Source organism: uncultured Aquincola sp., from assembly GCF_964001545.1.
Lineage (GTDB): Bacteria > Pseudomonadota > Gammaproteobacteria > Burkholderiales > Burkholderiaceae_C > Aquincola.
Genome location: NZ_CAXFDV010000442.1, coordinates 1 through 14,543, shown reverse-complemented (window position 1 = coordinate 14,543; position 14,543 = coordinate 1). Strand labels below are relative to the sequence as shown.

13 protein-coding genes and 1 tRNA gene are annotated in these 14,543 nt (G+C 69.9%); 13 read left to right on the top strand and 1 reads right to left on the bottom strand.

What is annotated here, in order from left to right:
* Positions 1–20: 20 nt before the first annotated feature.
* Positions 21–881: a putative selenate ABC transporter substrate-binding protein gene (locus ABNT58_RS15065; protein ID WP_348754275.1), complete on the bottom strand. Its 861-nt coding sequence runs from the start codon at positions 879–881 to the stop codon at positions 21–23.
* Positions 882–1,008: 127 nt separating this feature from the next.
* Between ABNT58_RS15065 and selD the strand changes: the two genes are divergently transcribed.
* The 13 genes from selD to ABNT58_RS15000 form a co-directional block, all read left to right on the top strand.
* Positions 1,009–2,064, top strand: coding sequence for a selenide, water dikinase SelD (gene selD, locus ABNT58_RS15060; protein ID WP_348754274.1), 1,056 nt, complete (start codon positions 1,009–1,011; stop codon positions 2,062–2,064).
* A 169-nt stretch (positions 2,065–2,233) separates the two neighbouring features.
* Positions 2,234–3,046: an ATP-binding protein gene (locus ABNT58_RS15055; RefSeq protein WP_348754273.1), complete on the top strand. Its 813-nt coding sequence runs from the start codon at positions 2,234–2,236 to the stop codon at positions 3,044–3,046.
* The gene (locus tag ABNT58_RS15050; RefSeq protein WP_348754272.1) at positions 3,030–3,530 is read left to right on the top strand and encodes a response regulator; all 501 of its coding nucleotides are present in this window, start codon (positions 3,030–3,032) and stop codon (positions 3,528–3,530) included. Before ABNT58_RS15055 ends, ABNT58_RS15050 begins: the two co-directional genes overlap by 17 nt.
* A 95-nt stretch (positions 3,531–3,625) precedes the next feature.
* Positions 3,626–3,952 (top strand): hypothetical protein, encoded by a 327-nt coding sequence (locus ABNT58_RS15045; protein WP_348754271.1) that lies wholly within the window; start codon positions 3,626–3,628, stop codon positions 3,950–3,952.
* A gap of 51 nt (positions 3,953–4,003) precedes the next feature.
* Positions 4,004–7,078 carry a formate dehydrogenase-N subunit alpha gene (gene fdnG, locus ABNT58_RS15040; protein ID WP_348754270.1) on the top strand — a complete coding sequence of 1,025 codons (3,075 nt, stop codon included), beginning with the start codon at positions 4,004–4,006 and terminating at the stop codon, positions 7,076–7,078.
* Between the two features lie 16 nt (positions 7,079–7,094).
* Positions 7,095–7,973: a formate dehydrogenase subunit beta gene (gene fdxH, locus ABNT58_RS15035; RefSeq protein WP_348754269.1), complete on the top strand. Its 879-nt coding sequence runs from the start codon at positions 7,095–7,097 to the stop codon at positions 7,971–7,973.
* Positions 7,970–8,629, top strand: coding sequence for a formate dehydrogenase subunit gamma (locus ABNT58_RS15030; RefSeq protein ID WP_348754268.1), 660 nt, complete (start codon positions 7,970–7,972; stop codon positions 8,627–8,629). The genes fdxH and ABNT58_RS15030 overlap by 4 nt, the downstream gene beginning before the upstream one ends.
* The gene (gene fdhE / locus ABNT58_RS15025) at positions 8,622–9,620 is read left to right on the top strand and encodes a formate dehydrogenase accessory protein FdhE (RefSeq protein WP_348754267.1); all 999 of its coding nucleotides are present in this window, start codon (positions 8,622–8,624) and stop codon (positions 9,618–9,620) included. Before ABNT58_RS15030 ends, fdhE begins: the two co-directional genes overlap by 8 nt.
* Positions 9,617–11,101: an L-seryl-tRNA(Sec) selenium transferase gene (gene selA, locus ABNT58_RS15020; protein ID WP_348754266.1), complete on the top strand. Its 1,485-nt coding sequence runs from the start codon at positions 9,617–9,619 to the stop codon at positions 11,099–11,101. Before fdhE ends, selA begins: the two co-directional genes overlap by 4 nt.
* A complete protein-coding gene (selB, locus tag ABNT58_RS15015; protein ID WP_348754265.1) occupies positions 11,098–13,032 on the top strand; it encodes a selenocysteine-specific translation elongation factor in 1,935 nt (644 codons plus the stop codon). The genes selA and selB overlap by 4 nt, the downstream gene beginning before the upstream one ends.
* Positions 13,033–13,036: 4 nt before the next feature.
* Positions 13,037–13,132: transfer RNA gene (locus tag ABNT58_RS15010), tRNA-Sec, on the top strand.
* Between the two features lie 61 nt (positions 13,133–13,193).
* Positions 13,194–14,006 (top strand): 3-methyl-2-oxobutanoate hydroxymethyltransferase, encoded by an 813-nt coding sequence (panB, locus tag ABNT58_RS15005; protein WP_348754264.1) that lies wholly within the window; start codon positions 13,194–13,196, stop codon positions 14,004–14,006.
* A gap of 25 nt (positions 14,007–14,031) precedes the next feature.
* Positions 14,032–14,543 (top strand): pantoate--beta-alanine ligase (locus ABNT58_RS15000; protein WP_348754263.1); only part of this gene is annotated, 512 nt, incomplete at its 3' end.

The window sequence follows — 14,543 nt, the reverse complement described above, 5'->3', positions numbered from 1 at the left end:
TGGAAGGACACGGCAGCGCTTTACTTCAGCAGGCCGGCCGCCTTGGCCGCGGCCTCGATGCCGTCGTAGTTGGACGGCTGCGTCGGGATGAATTTGCTCGCCCGCTGCAGCGCCATGATCTCCTTGTGCTGCGGATTGGCCGCGTCCAGCTGCAGGAAGGCGTCGGTCAGCTTGCGGGTGACCGCGGCGTCCAGGCCCGGGCGCACCGTCCAGTTGTAGTCGAAGTAGGTGGGCGTGACGGACAGCACCCGCACCTTGGCGGCGTTGGGGTTGCCGGCTTCGGTCAGCTTGTCCAGCACCGAGGCATTGAGCACGCCAGCTTCGGCCCGGCCGGCGGCCACGAAGGCCACGGTGGCGTCGTGCGCGCCCGAGAAGGCCACGGTCTTGAAGTCGCGCTCGGGGTCGATGCCGGCCTTCATCAGGTAGAAGCGCGGCATCAGGCTGCCCGAGGTGGACGAGGGCGCGCCGAACGCGAAGGTCTTGCCCTTCAAATCGGCCAGGCTTTGCGCCGGGCTGTCCTTGGGCACGATGAAGCGGCTGGTGAACACCGCGTCTTCGGCCCGCTGCACGATGGGCACCGCGCCGCCCTGCGTGCGCAGCCTGGCCTGCACGTAGGTGAAGCCGCCCAGCCAGGCCAGGTCCAGCTTGTTGGTGGCCAGGCCTTCCACCACGGCCGCGTAGTCGGTGACGGGGATGAACTGCACCTCCATCCCGGTCTGCTGCTTCAGGTAGTCGCCCAGCGGCTTGAACTTGCGCTGCAGCTCGGTGGGCGCTTCGTCGGGGATGGCCGACACGCGCAGCGTGCCGATCTGGGCCCAGGCGGCCAGGCTGGTGGCCAGCATCACGGCGGCCAGGGCACGGCGGGTCAGGGTGGGGTTCATCGCGGGGTCCTTCTTGTCTTGTACGGGCCGCGGGCCTCGACCAGGCACCGCGCACCGGGCGCAAGGGTAATGCAGGGGCCGAAGCACCCCGCCACAATGGGGCGGATTGCCAGACCGGAGGACCCTGATGACCGACCACGCCCCAGCACCGCTGCGCCTGACCAGCTTTTCCCACGGCGGCGGCTGCGGCTGCAAGATCGCGCCCGGCGTGCTGACCGAGATCCTGCGCCAGCGCGCCGGCGGCATCGTGCCGCCGCAGCTGCTGGTGGGCATCGAGACCTCGGACGACGCCGCCGTCTACCAGCTCAACGACGAGCAGGCGCTGATCGCTACCACCGACTTCTTCATGCCCATCGTCGACGACCCGTTCGACTTCGGGCGCATCGCCGCCACCAATGCCATCAGCGACGTGTACGCCATGGGCGGCCGGCCCATCATGGCGCTGGCCCTGGTGGCCATGCCCGTGAACCAGCTGCCGGTCGAGGTCATCGGCCAGGTGCTGCGCGGCGGCGAGTCGGTGTGCCAGGCGGCCGGCATCCCCATCGCCGGTGGCCACACCATCGACTCGGTGGAGCCCATCTACGGCCTGGTGGTGATGGGCCTGGTGCACCCGAAGAAGGTGCGGCGCAATGCCGATGCGCGCGCCGGCGACCTGCTGGTGCTGGGCAAGCCGCTGGGCGTCGGCGTGCTGTCGGCCGCGCTCAAGAAAGGCAAGCTGGACGAGGCCGGTTATGCCCGGCTGATCGACACCACCACCCGCCTGAACACGCCCGGCATGGCCTTGGCCGATCTGGACAGCGTGCATGCGCTGACCGACGTCACCGGCTTCGGCCTGGCCGGCCATGCGCTGGAAATGGCCCGCGGCGCCGGCCTGACGGCCGTGATCGACTGGTCGCAGGTGCCGCTGCTGCCGGGCATCGAGGCGATGGCGGCCGACGGCTTCGTCACCGGTGCCTCGGGCCGCAACTGGGCGGGTTACGGGGCCGAGGTGCAGCTGGCCGGCAGCCTGCCGGCCACGGCGCAGGCGTTGCTTGCCGATCCGCAGACCTCGGGCGGCCTGCTGGTGAGCTGCGCGCCCGCGGCGCTGGACGCGGTGATGGCGGTGTTCGCGCGCGAAGGTTTTGCCGACGCCGCGGTGGTCGGCCGGCTGCAGGCCGGACCGGCTGCCTTGCATGTGGAATGACACCCAGTCACGCCACTTGTTCACGACATCTGGAAGGCATGCCGTGACGTAGTGCGCAGCGACCCTCACAAAAACCAGCGGCGGCGGGCGCCTGTCAGCAACATGCGCAGACGCCCGGCAGCTCAACCGGCCCTTTCCGGGGCTGCAGGCGTTGGCGTGAGAGGTTGCCATGTTGTCCGAAGAACTGATTCAACCGGCCGCAGTGCCGGAACCCGCTGTGTCCGATGATTGCGCCGCCCAGCTGGCGGCGCTGCGGGCCGAGTTCGAGCAGCGGCTGGCCCAGCGCAGCGCCGAGTTCGAAGCCGCCATCAAGCAGCTGGAAGCCTTCAGCTACACCGTTTCGCACGACCTGCGGGCACCGCTGCGCGCGATCGACGGGCTGTCCAAGATCGTGGCCGACGACTATGGCGAGCTGCTGCCCGACACCGGCCGCCGCTACCTGGCCCTGATCCGCGACAGCGCCCAGAAGATGGGCCGGCTCATCACCGACCTGCTGAGCTTTTCGCGCGCGGGCCGGGCCGAGCTGCACAAGCGCCCGGTGAACACGCAGACCCTGGTGGCCGAGGCACTGGCCACGCTGGCGCCCCTGTGCGCCGGCCGCCAGATCGACCTGCGGGTGCACCCACTGCCGCCCTGCCATGGCGACACCGCGCTGCTGCGCCAGGTGTGGGTGAACCTGCTGTCCAACGCGCTGAAGTACAGCCGCCAGCGCGAGGTGGCGGTGATCGAGGTGCAGGGCCGGCTGGAGGGCGACGGCAGCGTGCATTACGCGGTGCGCGACAACGGCGTGGGCTTTGACATGCGCCATGCGGAGCGGCTGTTCGGCGTGTTCGAGCGGCTGCATGAAGGCGACGACATCGAAGGCACGGGCGTGGGCCTGGCCATCGTGCAGCAGATCGTGCAACGCCATGGCGGCGGCGTCACCGCCAATGCCTTGCCGGGCCAGGGCGCCATCTTTGAATTCCATGTTCCCGCTGCCTGAAGCCGCCATGCCCGGCAGCCGCCATCGTGTACAGGTGCTGGTGGCCGAAGACCAGCCCGTCGACCTCGAACTCACGCTGCGCGGCCTGCACCTGCTGCAGCCCCCGGCCAGCGTGCAAGTGGCGCGCGACGGCCAGGAAGCGCTGGACTTCCTGCTGTGCCAGGGCGACCACGCCTGGCGCCGCGACGAGGAACCGCTGCGGCTGGTGCTGCTGGACGTGAAGCTGCCCAAGCTCAGCGGCTTTGACGTGCTGGCCCGGCTGCGCGCCCACCCGCCCACCCGGCTGCTGCCGGTGGTGATGTTCAGCTCGTCGCAGGAGGTGGTGGACGTGCAGCGCAGCTATGAGCTGGGCGCCAACAGCTACCTGTGCAAGCCGGTGGCCTTCGAGCCTTACCTGCAGGCGGTGCAGGACATGGCCCGCTACTGGCTGCAGCGCAACCTGGCGCAGGAAGGCGCGCCGGCGGCCGGGCCGGTGCCCCGCTAGCAGGCTTGCCCGAAGGCCGCCGGGCGCTGCGGGATATCCCGCAGCGCGGCCCTCGTCACGTTGACCGGGCCCGCAGGGGCGGCTAGGCTCGCCCGATGCAGTATCCCCCCGCCCGTTCGCGTTCGACCCCCTGGTGGGGCCTGGTCCTCGCCAGCGCCGCATTGGCCAGCCTTGCGGCCTGCGACCCCAAGCCCGCCAACCCACCCACGCCCACCGCCGAAGCGGCGCCCGCCACCGCCGGGCCTGCCAGCGGCGCTCAACCAGGCGTCAAGCCGGTCGATGAAGCCCATGCCGCTTCGTCGGTCGGTCCGTCGGACGGCACCGCCGCCATCGGCGGCATGGCCGGCCCCGGCGGCCATACCGGCAGCGACGCGCCGGCCCCCACCGGCGGCGACGGCGCCGCCTCGGCGGCCAGCCGCTAGGCACCCGCTTTTCTTCCGCAGCCCCCAGGTCACTCCCAGGAGCATATTCAGATGATGGACATGGACCGAAGGCAGTTCTTCAGGGTCAGTGGGGCGGGCCTGGTCGGCTCCAGCCTCGTGGCCCTGGGGTTCTCGCCCGATGCCGCACTGGCCGAGGCCCGCAGCTTCAAGCTGGCCCGCGCCACCGAGACCCGCAACACCTGCCCCTACTGCTCGGTGGGTTGCGGGATCATCATGTACAGCCTCGGCGACAAGGCGAAGAACGTCACCGCCGACATCATGCACATCGAGGGCGACCCGGATCATCCGGTGAACCGCGGCACGCTGTGCCCCAAGGGCGCCGGCCTGCTCGACTTCGTGCACAGCCCCAACCGGCTCAAGTACCCCGAGGTGCGTGAGCCCGGCAGCACCGAATGGAAGCGCATCGGCTGGGCCGAGGCGCTGGACCGCATCGCCAAGCTGATGAAGGCCGACCGCGATGCCAACTTCATCGCCAACACGGCCGACGGCAAGCCGGTGAACCGGTGGGTGTCCACCGGCATGCTGTGCGCCTCCGCCTCGTCCAACGAAACCGGGTACATCACGCACAAGGCGTTCCGGTCGTTGGGCATGCTCGCCTTCGACAACCAGGCCCGCGTTTGACACGGACCGACGGTGGCCAGTCTGGCCCCGACGTTCGGCCGCGGTGCGATGACCAACCACTGGCAGGACATCCAGAACGCGGATGTCGTGCTGATCATGGGCGGCAATGCCGCCGAAGCCCACCCATGCGGCTTCAAGTGGGTGATCGAAGCCAAGAAGCACAACAAGGCGAAGCTCGTGGTCGTGGACCCGCGCTTCACGCGTTCGGCCGCCATGGCCGACTACTACGCCCCCATCCGGCCGGGCAGCGACATCGCCTTCCTGGGCGGCGTCATCCGCTACCTGCTGACGCAGGACAAGATCCAGACCGAGTACGTCCGCAACTACACCAACGCCAGCTTCATCGTCGGGCCCGACTTCAAGTTCGAGAACGGCCTGTTCAGCGGCTACAACCCTGACAAGCGCAGCTACGACCCCAAGAGCTGGGGCTACGCGATGGACGACCAGGGCTTTGCCAAGGTCGACCCGACGATGCAGGATCCGCAGTGCGTGCTGCAGGTGATGAAGCGCCACTACGAGCGTTACACGCCCGAGATGGTCAGCCGCATCACCGGCACGCCGCAGGACCAGTTCCTGAAGGTGTGCGAGTACATCGCCAGCACCAGCGGCCCCGAGCGCACCATGACCATCATGTATGCGCTGGGCTGGACGCAGCACAGCCAGGGCTCTCAGATCATCCGCACCGGCGCCATCCTGCAGCTGCTGCTGGGCAACATCGGCGTGCCCGGCGGCGGCATGAACGCGCTGCGCGGCCACAGCAACATCCAGGGCCTGACCGACCTGGGCCTGCTGTCGAACTCGCTGCCCGGCTACCTGAGCCTGGCGCGCGAGAGCGAGCAGGACCTGGAGACGTACTACAAGCCCCGGGCGCTGAAGCCGCTGCGGCCCAACCAGATGAGCTACTGGCAGAACTACCCCAAGTTCTTCGTCAGCCTGCAAAAGGCCTGGTGGGGCGACGCCGCGACCGCGGACAACGAGTGGGCCTTCCACTACCTGCCGAAGATCGACAAGCTCTACGACGTGCTGCAGACCTTCGAGCTGATGACGCAGGGCAAGCTCAACGGCTACATCTGCCAGGGCTTCAACCCGGTGGGCTCGTTCCCCAACAAGGCCAAGATCGTCGAAGGCCTGTCCAAGCTCAAGTTCCTGGTCACCATCGACCCGCTGGTCACCGAGACCAGCGAGTTCTGGCGCAACTACGGCGAGTTCAACGACGTCAAGACCGAGGACATCCAGACCACGGTGTTCCGCCTGCCCTCCACCTGCTTTGCGGAAGAAGACGGCTCGCTGACCAACAGCAGCCGCTGGCTGCAATGGCACTGGAAGGGCGCCGAGCCGCCGGGCGAAGCGCGGGGCGACGTGGAGATCGTGGCCGGCATCTGGACGCGCATCCGTGCGCTGTACCAGAACGAAGGCGGCGCCTTCCCCGACCCCATCGTCAAGCTCACCTGGAACTACAAGATCCCGCACAGCCCGTCGTCGGAAGAGCTGGCCCGCGAGTACAACGGCCGCGCCATCACCGACGTGCTGGACCCCAAGGACCCGACCAAGGTGCTGGCCAAGGCCGGCGAGCAGCTGTCCGGCTTCGGCCTGCTGCGTGACGACGGCAGCACCTCGGCCGGTTGCTGGATCTACACAGGCGCCTGGACGCAGGCCGGCAACCAGATGGCCCGGCGCGACAACAGCGACCCCTATGGCGTGGGCCAGGCGCTGAACTGGGCCTGGGCCTGGCCGGCGAACCGGCGCATCCTGTACAACGCCGCGGCCGCCGACCCCACCGGCAAGCCCTGGCGTGCCGACCGCCGCTACCTCACCTGGAACGGCAGCGCCTGGTCGGGCGCCGACGTGCCGGACATCGCGCCAGGGGCCAACCCGAACGACCCCGAAGCGGTGCGCCCCTTCATCATGACCGCCGAGGGCGTGGCGCGCCTGTTCGCGCCCACCGGCATGGCCGAAGGGCCGCTGCCTGAGCACTACGAGCCCTTCGAGTCGCCGCTGGTGGGCAACCCGCTGCACCCCGACAACCCGGTGGCACGGGCCAACCCGGCGGCGCGGGTGTTCAAGCGCGACCTGGATGCGATGGGCCAGCCCAAGGACTACCCGTATGCGGCCACCAGCTACCGCCTGACCGAGCACTTCCATTACTGGACGAAGAACGTGCGCACCTCGGCCATCATCCAGCCGCAGCAGTTCGTCGAGATCGGCGAGGCGCTGGCCAAGGAAAAGGGCATCGCGCATGGCGACATGGTCAAGGTGAGCAGCCCGCGCGGCTTCATCAAGGCGGTGTGCGTGGTGACCAAGCGCATCCGGGCGCTGCAGTGCGACGGCAAGACGATGCACACGGTGGGGCTGCCCAACCACTGGGGCTTCGTGGGGGTGGCCCAGCCGGGCTACCTGGTGAACACGCTGACGCCTTTCGTCGGCGACGCCAACACCCAGACGCCCGAGTACAAGAGCTTCACCGTCAACATCGAGAAGGCATGAAGGAGCACTGACGAACATGTCTTCACTTCAGTCCCTGGACATCGCCCTGCGCTCGGCCACGCCCACGGCCGCGCCGCAGGTGCGCAAGCAACCCGAGGTCGCCAAACTCATCGACGTGTCCACCTGCATCGGCTGCAAGGCCTGCCAGGTGGCCTGCATGCAGTGGAACGACCTGCGGGATGACGTGGGCACCAACCACGGCACCTACGACAACCCCAACGACCTCACCCCCAAGAGCTGGACGGTGATGCGCTTCTCCGAGGTGGAACCCGAGGAGAACAAGCTGGAGTGGCTGATCCGCAAGGACGGCTGCATGCACTGCGAGGACCCGGGCTGCCTCAAGGCCTGCCCGAGCCCCGGCGCCATCGTCAAGTACAGCAACGGCATCGTCGACTTCATCAGCGAGCACTGCATCGGCTGCGGCTATTGCGTCAGCGGCTGCCCGTTCGACGTGCCGCGCATCAGCCAGGCCGACAACAAGGCCTACAAGTGCAGCCTGTGCTCCGACCGCGTGACGGTGGGCCTGGAGCCGGCCTGCGTGAAGGCCTGCCCCACCGGCGCCATCCGCTTCGGCACCAAGGAGGACATGCACGACTACGCCGAGGAACGCCTGGTCGACCTGAAGGAACGCGGCTTCCAGAACGCCGGCCTCTATGACCCGGCGGGCGTGGGCGGCACGCACGTGATGTACGTGCTGCAGCATGCCGACCGGCCCGAGCTGTACCACGGCCTGCCGAAGGACCCGCACATCAGCCCGCTGGTGGGCCTGTGGAAGGGCCTGGCCAAGCCGCTGGCGCTGGTGGCGATGGCCGGCGCGGTGATCGGCGGCTTCTTCCACTACATGAAGGTGGGGCCGGTGGAAGACAAGGACCTTGACGACAAGGAGCGGCCATGACCACCCTGACCCCCGGGCGGGAACGCACCCGCTACATCCTGCGCTACAAGGACAGCACCCGCATGAACCACTGGTTCGTGGCGCTGCTGTTCTTTGCGGCGGCACTGTCGGGCCTGGCGCTGTTCCATCCCACGCTGTTCTTCTTCAGCAACCTGTTCGGCGGCGGGCAGCTCACACGCATCCTGCACCCGTTCCTGGGTGTGTTGATGGTGCTGGGCTTCATCGTGCTGTTCTTCACCGTCTGGCGCGAGAACCTCATCGGCCGCGCCGACCGCGAGTGGCTGCGCCATGCCGGCGACATGCTCAAGGGCCAGAAGGAGAACATGCCGGCGGTGGGCAAATACAACGCCGGCCAGAAGCTGGTGTTCTGGGCCTTTGCCGTCAGCCTGCTGCTGCTGCTGGTCACCGGCTTCATGTTTTGGGCGCCCTACTTCTTCCACCTGGTGCCGGTGACGCTGCGCCGGCTGGCGATACTCGTGCATTCGGTGTCGGCGGTGGTGCTGGTGCTGTCGGTGATCGTGCATGTGTACGCCGCCATCTGGGTCAAGGGCACCACCCGCGCCATGACGCGCGGCACCGTGACCGACCGCTGGGCGCGGCTCAACCATCCGCTGTGGCACCGTGAAATGACCGAGGGCCATCCGCCGCGTGACTGAATCCGCTTCCAACGCCGCCCGCACCAGCCGCCTGCTGGATCCGGAGCAGATCGCCATCCAGGCCGGGCGGCAGATGCCGTTCCTGCGCCTGCCGCAACGCGCCAAGTTGTTCGCCGAGCGCGCGCTGCGGCTGCGCCAGCTGTCGGCCGGCCACCCGATGCGCGACTACCTGCTGTTCATCGCCGAGCTGGCGCAGGCCCAGCATCAGGTGCTGCAGGACTACGCCACGGTGCCGCTGCCCGATGCGGCCGCCTGCGACAGCGCCGCCCGCGGCCTGCTGCCACCGCTGCCTGCCACGCTATGGACGCTGGACGCGGCCTGGACCGGCGAGCTGCGCCGGCTGCTGGGTGTGCTGGCCGGGCGCCTGCCCGCCGGCCCGGCGCTGGACGTGGTGCAACGCGTGATCGCCACCGACGACGCCACGCTCAACCGCCAGGCCGACCTGCTGCGCAACGGCATGGCCCGCGGCCTGGACATGGCCGCCGCGCCGCTGGTGGCGGCCGGGCTGCAGGCCTACTTCAGCCACCTGGTGCTGGCCACGGCCACCGCCCATGGCGAGGCCGTGTTCGGCCGCACCGACCCGGCCACCGGCTGCCCCTGCTGCGGCAGCCGGCCCACCGCCAGCGTCACCCGCATCGGCGCCGATGAATCGGGGCACCGCTACCTGGCCTGCTCGCTGTGCGCCACGCAGTGGCATTACGTGCGCATCAAGTGCGCGCATTGCGAAAGCACGCGCGGCATCAGCTACCAGCAGCTCGAAGGTGATGCCAAGGACGGCGCGAGGGGCGCTTACCTGGGCGCCGTCAAGGCCGAGTGCTGCGACAGCTGCGGCCACTACCTCAAGCTGGTGGCGATGGAACGCGACCCCGAGGTGGAGCCGATGGCCGACGACCTGGCCAGCGTGGCACTGGACCTGCTGGTGAGTGAAGCCGGCCACCAGCGCGCCGGCGTCAACCTGATGCTGGTGTTCGGCGACGCGGAGAGCCCATGACTCAGCGGGTCGACGAGTCCATGGTCCATGGCTCGAAGGCTTTGCTGCAGCAGCTGCCTTCGATCGACCGGATCATGCAGTGGCCGGCGGTGCAGGCCCTGGTGGCGGCCCATGGCCACACCCTGGTGGCCGGCGAGGCGCGCGCGCTGGTGGCCGCCCGCCGTGAGGCCGCACGCGCCGGTGCCTTGGCCACCGCCGCGTTGCAGCCCGAGGCGATGGCCGCCGACCTGCGCCAGCGCTGCGCCGACCGCCTGGCGCCGCGGCTCAAGCCGGTGCTCAACCTCACCGGCACGGTGATCCACACCAACCTGGGCCGTTCGGTGCTGGCCGACGAGGCGCTGGCGCACATCGTGCGCACCATGGCCGGCACCAACAACCTGGAATTCGACCTCGACAGCGGCGGCCGCGGCGACCGCGACACGCTGGTGGAAGATCTGCTGTGCGAGATCACCGGCGCCGAAGCGGCCACGGTGGTCAACAACAACGCCGGAGCGGTGCTGCTCACCATCGCCGCGCTGGCCAGCGGGCGCGAGGCCATCGTCTCGCGCGGTGAGCTGGTGGAAATCGGCGGCGCCTTCCGCATGCCCGACGTGATGGCCAGCGCCGGCGCCCGCATGGTGGAGGTGGGCACCACCAACCGCACCCACCCGGCCGATTACCAGAACGCTTTCAACGAACGCACGGCGCTGGTGATGAAGGTGCACACCAGCAACTATGCGGTGCAAGGCTTCACCTCGTCGGTCGACGAATCGGTGCTGGCGCCGTTGTGCCGTGCGCGCGGCGTGCCCTTGGCCACCGACCTGGGCAGCGGCTCGCTGATCGACCTGGCCGCCTACGGCCTGCCGCGTGAACCGCTGCCGCAGGAGATGCTGCGCGCCGGCTGCGACGTGGTCACCTTCAGCGGCGACAAGCTGCTGGGCGGGCCGCAGGCCGGGCTCATCGTCGGCAGCAAGGCCGCGGTGGGCCGCATCCGCAAGTTCCCGATGAAGCGGGCGCTGCGCATGTCCAAGCTGCCGCTGGCGGCGCTGGAAGCCACGCTGATGCTGTACCTGCAACCCGAGCGCCTGGTGCGCGACCTGCCCACGCTGCGCCACCTCACCCGCCCGCAATCGCAGATCCTGGCGATGGCCGAGGCGCTGAAGCCCGCGCTGGCCCGCGCGCTGGAGCCGCGTTTCGAGGTGGGCTGCGTGGCGCTGAGCAGCCAGATCGGCAGCGGCTCCTTGCCGGTGGACCGGCTGCCTTCGGCCGGCCTGGCCATTGGCCTGCCGCTGGTGGGCGGTAAGGCCACCGGTGCCAAGGGCGTGGGCACCGCGCTGGACGAACTGGCCCGCGCACTGCGCAGCCTGCCGCTGCCGGTGGTGGGCCGCATCGCGCACGACCGGCTGCTGCTGGACCTGCGCTGCCTGGACGATGCCGCGCCCTTCACCACGCAACTGCCCATGCTGCGTGAGGCACTGGGAATGGGGCCGCTGGACGCATGATCGTAGGAACGGCGGGCCACATCGACCACGGCAAGACCACGCTGGTGCGCGCCCTCACCGGCGTGGACACCGACCGCCTGCCCGAAGAAAAGCGCCGCGGCATTTCCATCGAGCTGGGTTATGCCTACCTGCCCGCGCCCGGTGGCCAGGTGATCGGCTTCGTCGACGTGCCGGGCCATGAACGGCTGCTGCACACCATGCTGGCCGGCGCCACCGGCATCGACCACCTGCTGCTGCTGGTCGCGGCTGACGACGGCGTGATGCCGCAGACGCAGGAGCACCTGGCCGTGGCCAGCCTGCTGGGTCTGCGTGCAGGCACGGTGGCCATCACCAAGACCGACCGCGTGGACGCCACGCGCCTGGCCGAGGTGCAGGCCCAGGTGCAGGCGCTGCTGGCGCCCACCGCGCTGGCCGGCGCGCCGGTGTTCGAAGTGGCGGCGCCCAGCGGCGACGGCGTGCCGGCGCTGCGCGAACACCTGCTGCAGCAGGCCGCCGCACCCCGCCCGCAACACAGCGGCCCGGCCTTCCGGCTGGCGGTGGACCGCGCCTTCACGCTGGGCGGCACCGGCACCGTGGCCACCGGCAGCGTGCACGCCGGGCAGGTGGCGGTAGGCGATGAGCTGCGCCTGGTGCCGGGCGAGCGCCTGCTGCGGGTGCGCAGCCTGCATTCGCAGAACCAGCCCGCGCAGCAAGCCCATGCGGGCCAGCGCTGCGCGGTGGCGCTGGCCGGCATCGAGCGCGATGCGGTGCACCGCGGCCAGTGGCTGTGCGCGCCCGAGGTGGCGCATGAGACGGCCCGCATCGACGTGCGGCTGCAGCTGTGGCCGGGTGAGGCCAAGGCCTTGCGCAGCGGCACGCCGGTGCACCTGCACCTGGGCACCGCCGACGTGATGGCCAGCGTGGCGCTGCTGCAGGTCGATGACCAGGACGACGCCAACGCCCTGCCGCCGGGCGGACGCGCGCTGGCCCAGCTGGTGCTGCACACGCCCATCGCCGCCTGGCAGGGCGACCGCGGCGTGTTGCGTGATGCCAGCGCCAGCCGCACCGTGGCCGGCATCACCGTGCTCGATGCGCAGGCGCCGGCGCGCTACCGCCGCACGCCCGAACGTCTGCAATGGCTGGCGGCCGCCGAGCTGCCGACGGTGGCCGAGCGGGTGGCTGCGCTGCTGCAGGCGGCGCCCCAGGGCCTTGATCTGGCCGCGCTGGCCCGCGGCATGGGCTGGCCGGTGGCCGCCCTGCCCTTGCCGGCCGATGCGGTGCGCATCGAAGGCGGCGGCCGGCTGGCGGCCATTTCAGGCGCCGCATTGCAGGCGCTTCAGCAGCGGCTGCTGCAGGCGCTGGCCGGCCTGCATGCTCAGCAGCCTGAAGACATCGGCCCCGATGCGCGCCGCCTCAAGCGGCTGGCCGCGCCCCGGGTGGACGACGCGGTGTTGCGTCATGCGCTGGAGGCGCTGCTGGCGCAGGGCGCGGTGGTGCTCAGCGGTGCCTGGCTGCACCTGCCCGCGCATGCGGCGCGCCTGTCGGAAGCCGAAGAAAAACTGGTGCAAAAGCTGATGCCCGCGATGCTGGACGGTGGCTTCGACCCGCCCTGGGCGCGCGACCTGGCCAAGCTGGCCGCCACGCCCGAAGCGCTGGTGCGTTTGACGCTGGCCAATCTTTCGCGCCGCGGCCAGGCCTTCGCGGTGGTCAAAGACCTTTACTATCCGCTCCCCACGCTGGAGCGGCTGGCCGCGTTGGCCCGTCAGGCCGCGGCGGCGCCCGAAGGCTTGAGCGCCGCGAGCTTTCGTGACGCCACCGGCCTGGGACGCAAGCGGGCCATCCAGGTGCTGGAGTTCTTCGACCGCGTGGGCCTGACCCGCCGGGTGAAGGACCAGCATGTGCTGCGCAGCGACGCAGCGCTGTTCGAAGGCAGCCGCCCACCCGGCGGCTGACGCAGGGAGGAAATCGTCCCCGGTGGGACGGCCGGGCTTCAAACCCGGTGGGTGGCGCCATGCGTCGCCGGGTGGGTTCGACTCCCTCTTCCTCCCGCCATCTTGCAGGTGGCTCCGGCTGCGGCACACTCGCGGCTCTTCCGACACCCCTGCCCTGTCACATGTCGACTGCCGCCCGCAAGCCCGTCACGCTGCACCGCCTGCGCGAGATGCACGCCGCCCGCGAGAAGATCGCGATGCTGACCTGCTACGACGCCACCTTCGCCCAGCTGCTGGACGCCGCCGGGGTGGACGTGCTGCTGGTGGGCGACAGCCTGGGCATGGTGCTGCAGGGCCAGCCCAGCACCGTGCCGGTGAGCCTGGACGAGATGGCCTACCACACCGCCTGCGTGGCCCGTGGCAACCGCACGGCCTGGGTGGTGGGCGACCTGCCCTATGGCAGCTACCACCAGTCGAACGAACAGGCGCTGGCCAGCGCGGTGCGCCTGATGCAGGCCGGTGCCCACATGGTCAAGCTGGAAGGCGGCGGCTGGACGGCGCCGGTGGTGCGCTTTTTGTCCGAGCGCGGCATACCGGTGTGCGCCCATCTGGGGCTCACCCCACAGTCGGTGCATGCGCTGGGCGGCTGGCGCATCCAGGGCCGCGACGAAGCGGCGGCGCAACTGATGCGACAGCATGCCCGCGAGCTGGCCGAGGCCGGCGCCCAGATGCTGGTGGTGGAGCTGATTCCCGCCACGCTGGGCCGCACGCTGGCCGACGAGCTGCCCATCCCGGTCATCGGCATCGGCGCCGGCGTGGGCTGCGCCGGCCAGGTGCTGGTGCTGCACGACATGCTGGGCCTGACGCGTGGGCGGCTGCCCAGGTTCGTGCGCAACTTCATGCAAGGCAGCGACAGCGTGGAGGCCGCGGTGCAGGCTTATGTGGGGGCGGTGAAGGCCGGCCGGTTCCCTGACGACGCCCAGCACGGCTATTGAATTGCAAGACCTCCGGAGACCCGCGATGAAGATCATCCACCACGTCAGCGAGCTGCGCGCCGCGCTGGCCGGCGGCCCGCGCCCCGCCTTCGTGCCCACCATGGGCAACCTGCATGAGGGCCACCTGGCCCTGGTGCGCCAGGCCCGCAGCCACGGCGTGCCGGTGGTGGCCAGCGTGTTCGTCAACCGGCTGCAGTTTGCGCCGCATGAAGACTTCGACCGCTACCCGCGCACGCTGGCGCGTGATGCCGAACTGCTGCAGGGCGCCGGCTGCGACCTGCTGTTTGCGCCCGACGAGGCCGAGATGTACCCGGTGGCCCAGGGCTTCAAGGTGCAGCCGCCGGCCGCGCTGGCCGACATCCTGGAAGGCTACTTCCGCCCCGGCTTTTTCACCGGCGTGTGCACGGTGGTGATGAAGCTGTTCCAGATCGTGCAGCCGGGCATCGCCCTGTTCGGCAAGAAGGACTACCAGCAGTGCCTGGTGGTGCGCAGCATGGTCGAGCAGCTGAACCTGCCTATACAAGTGATCGGCGGCGA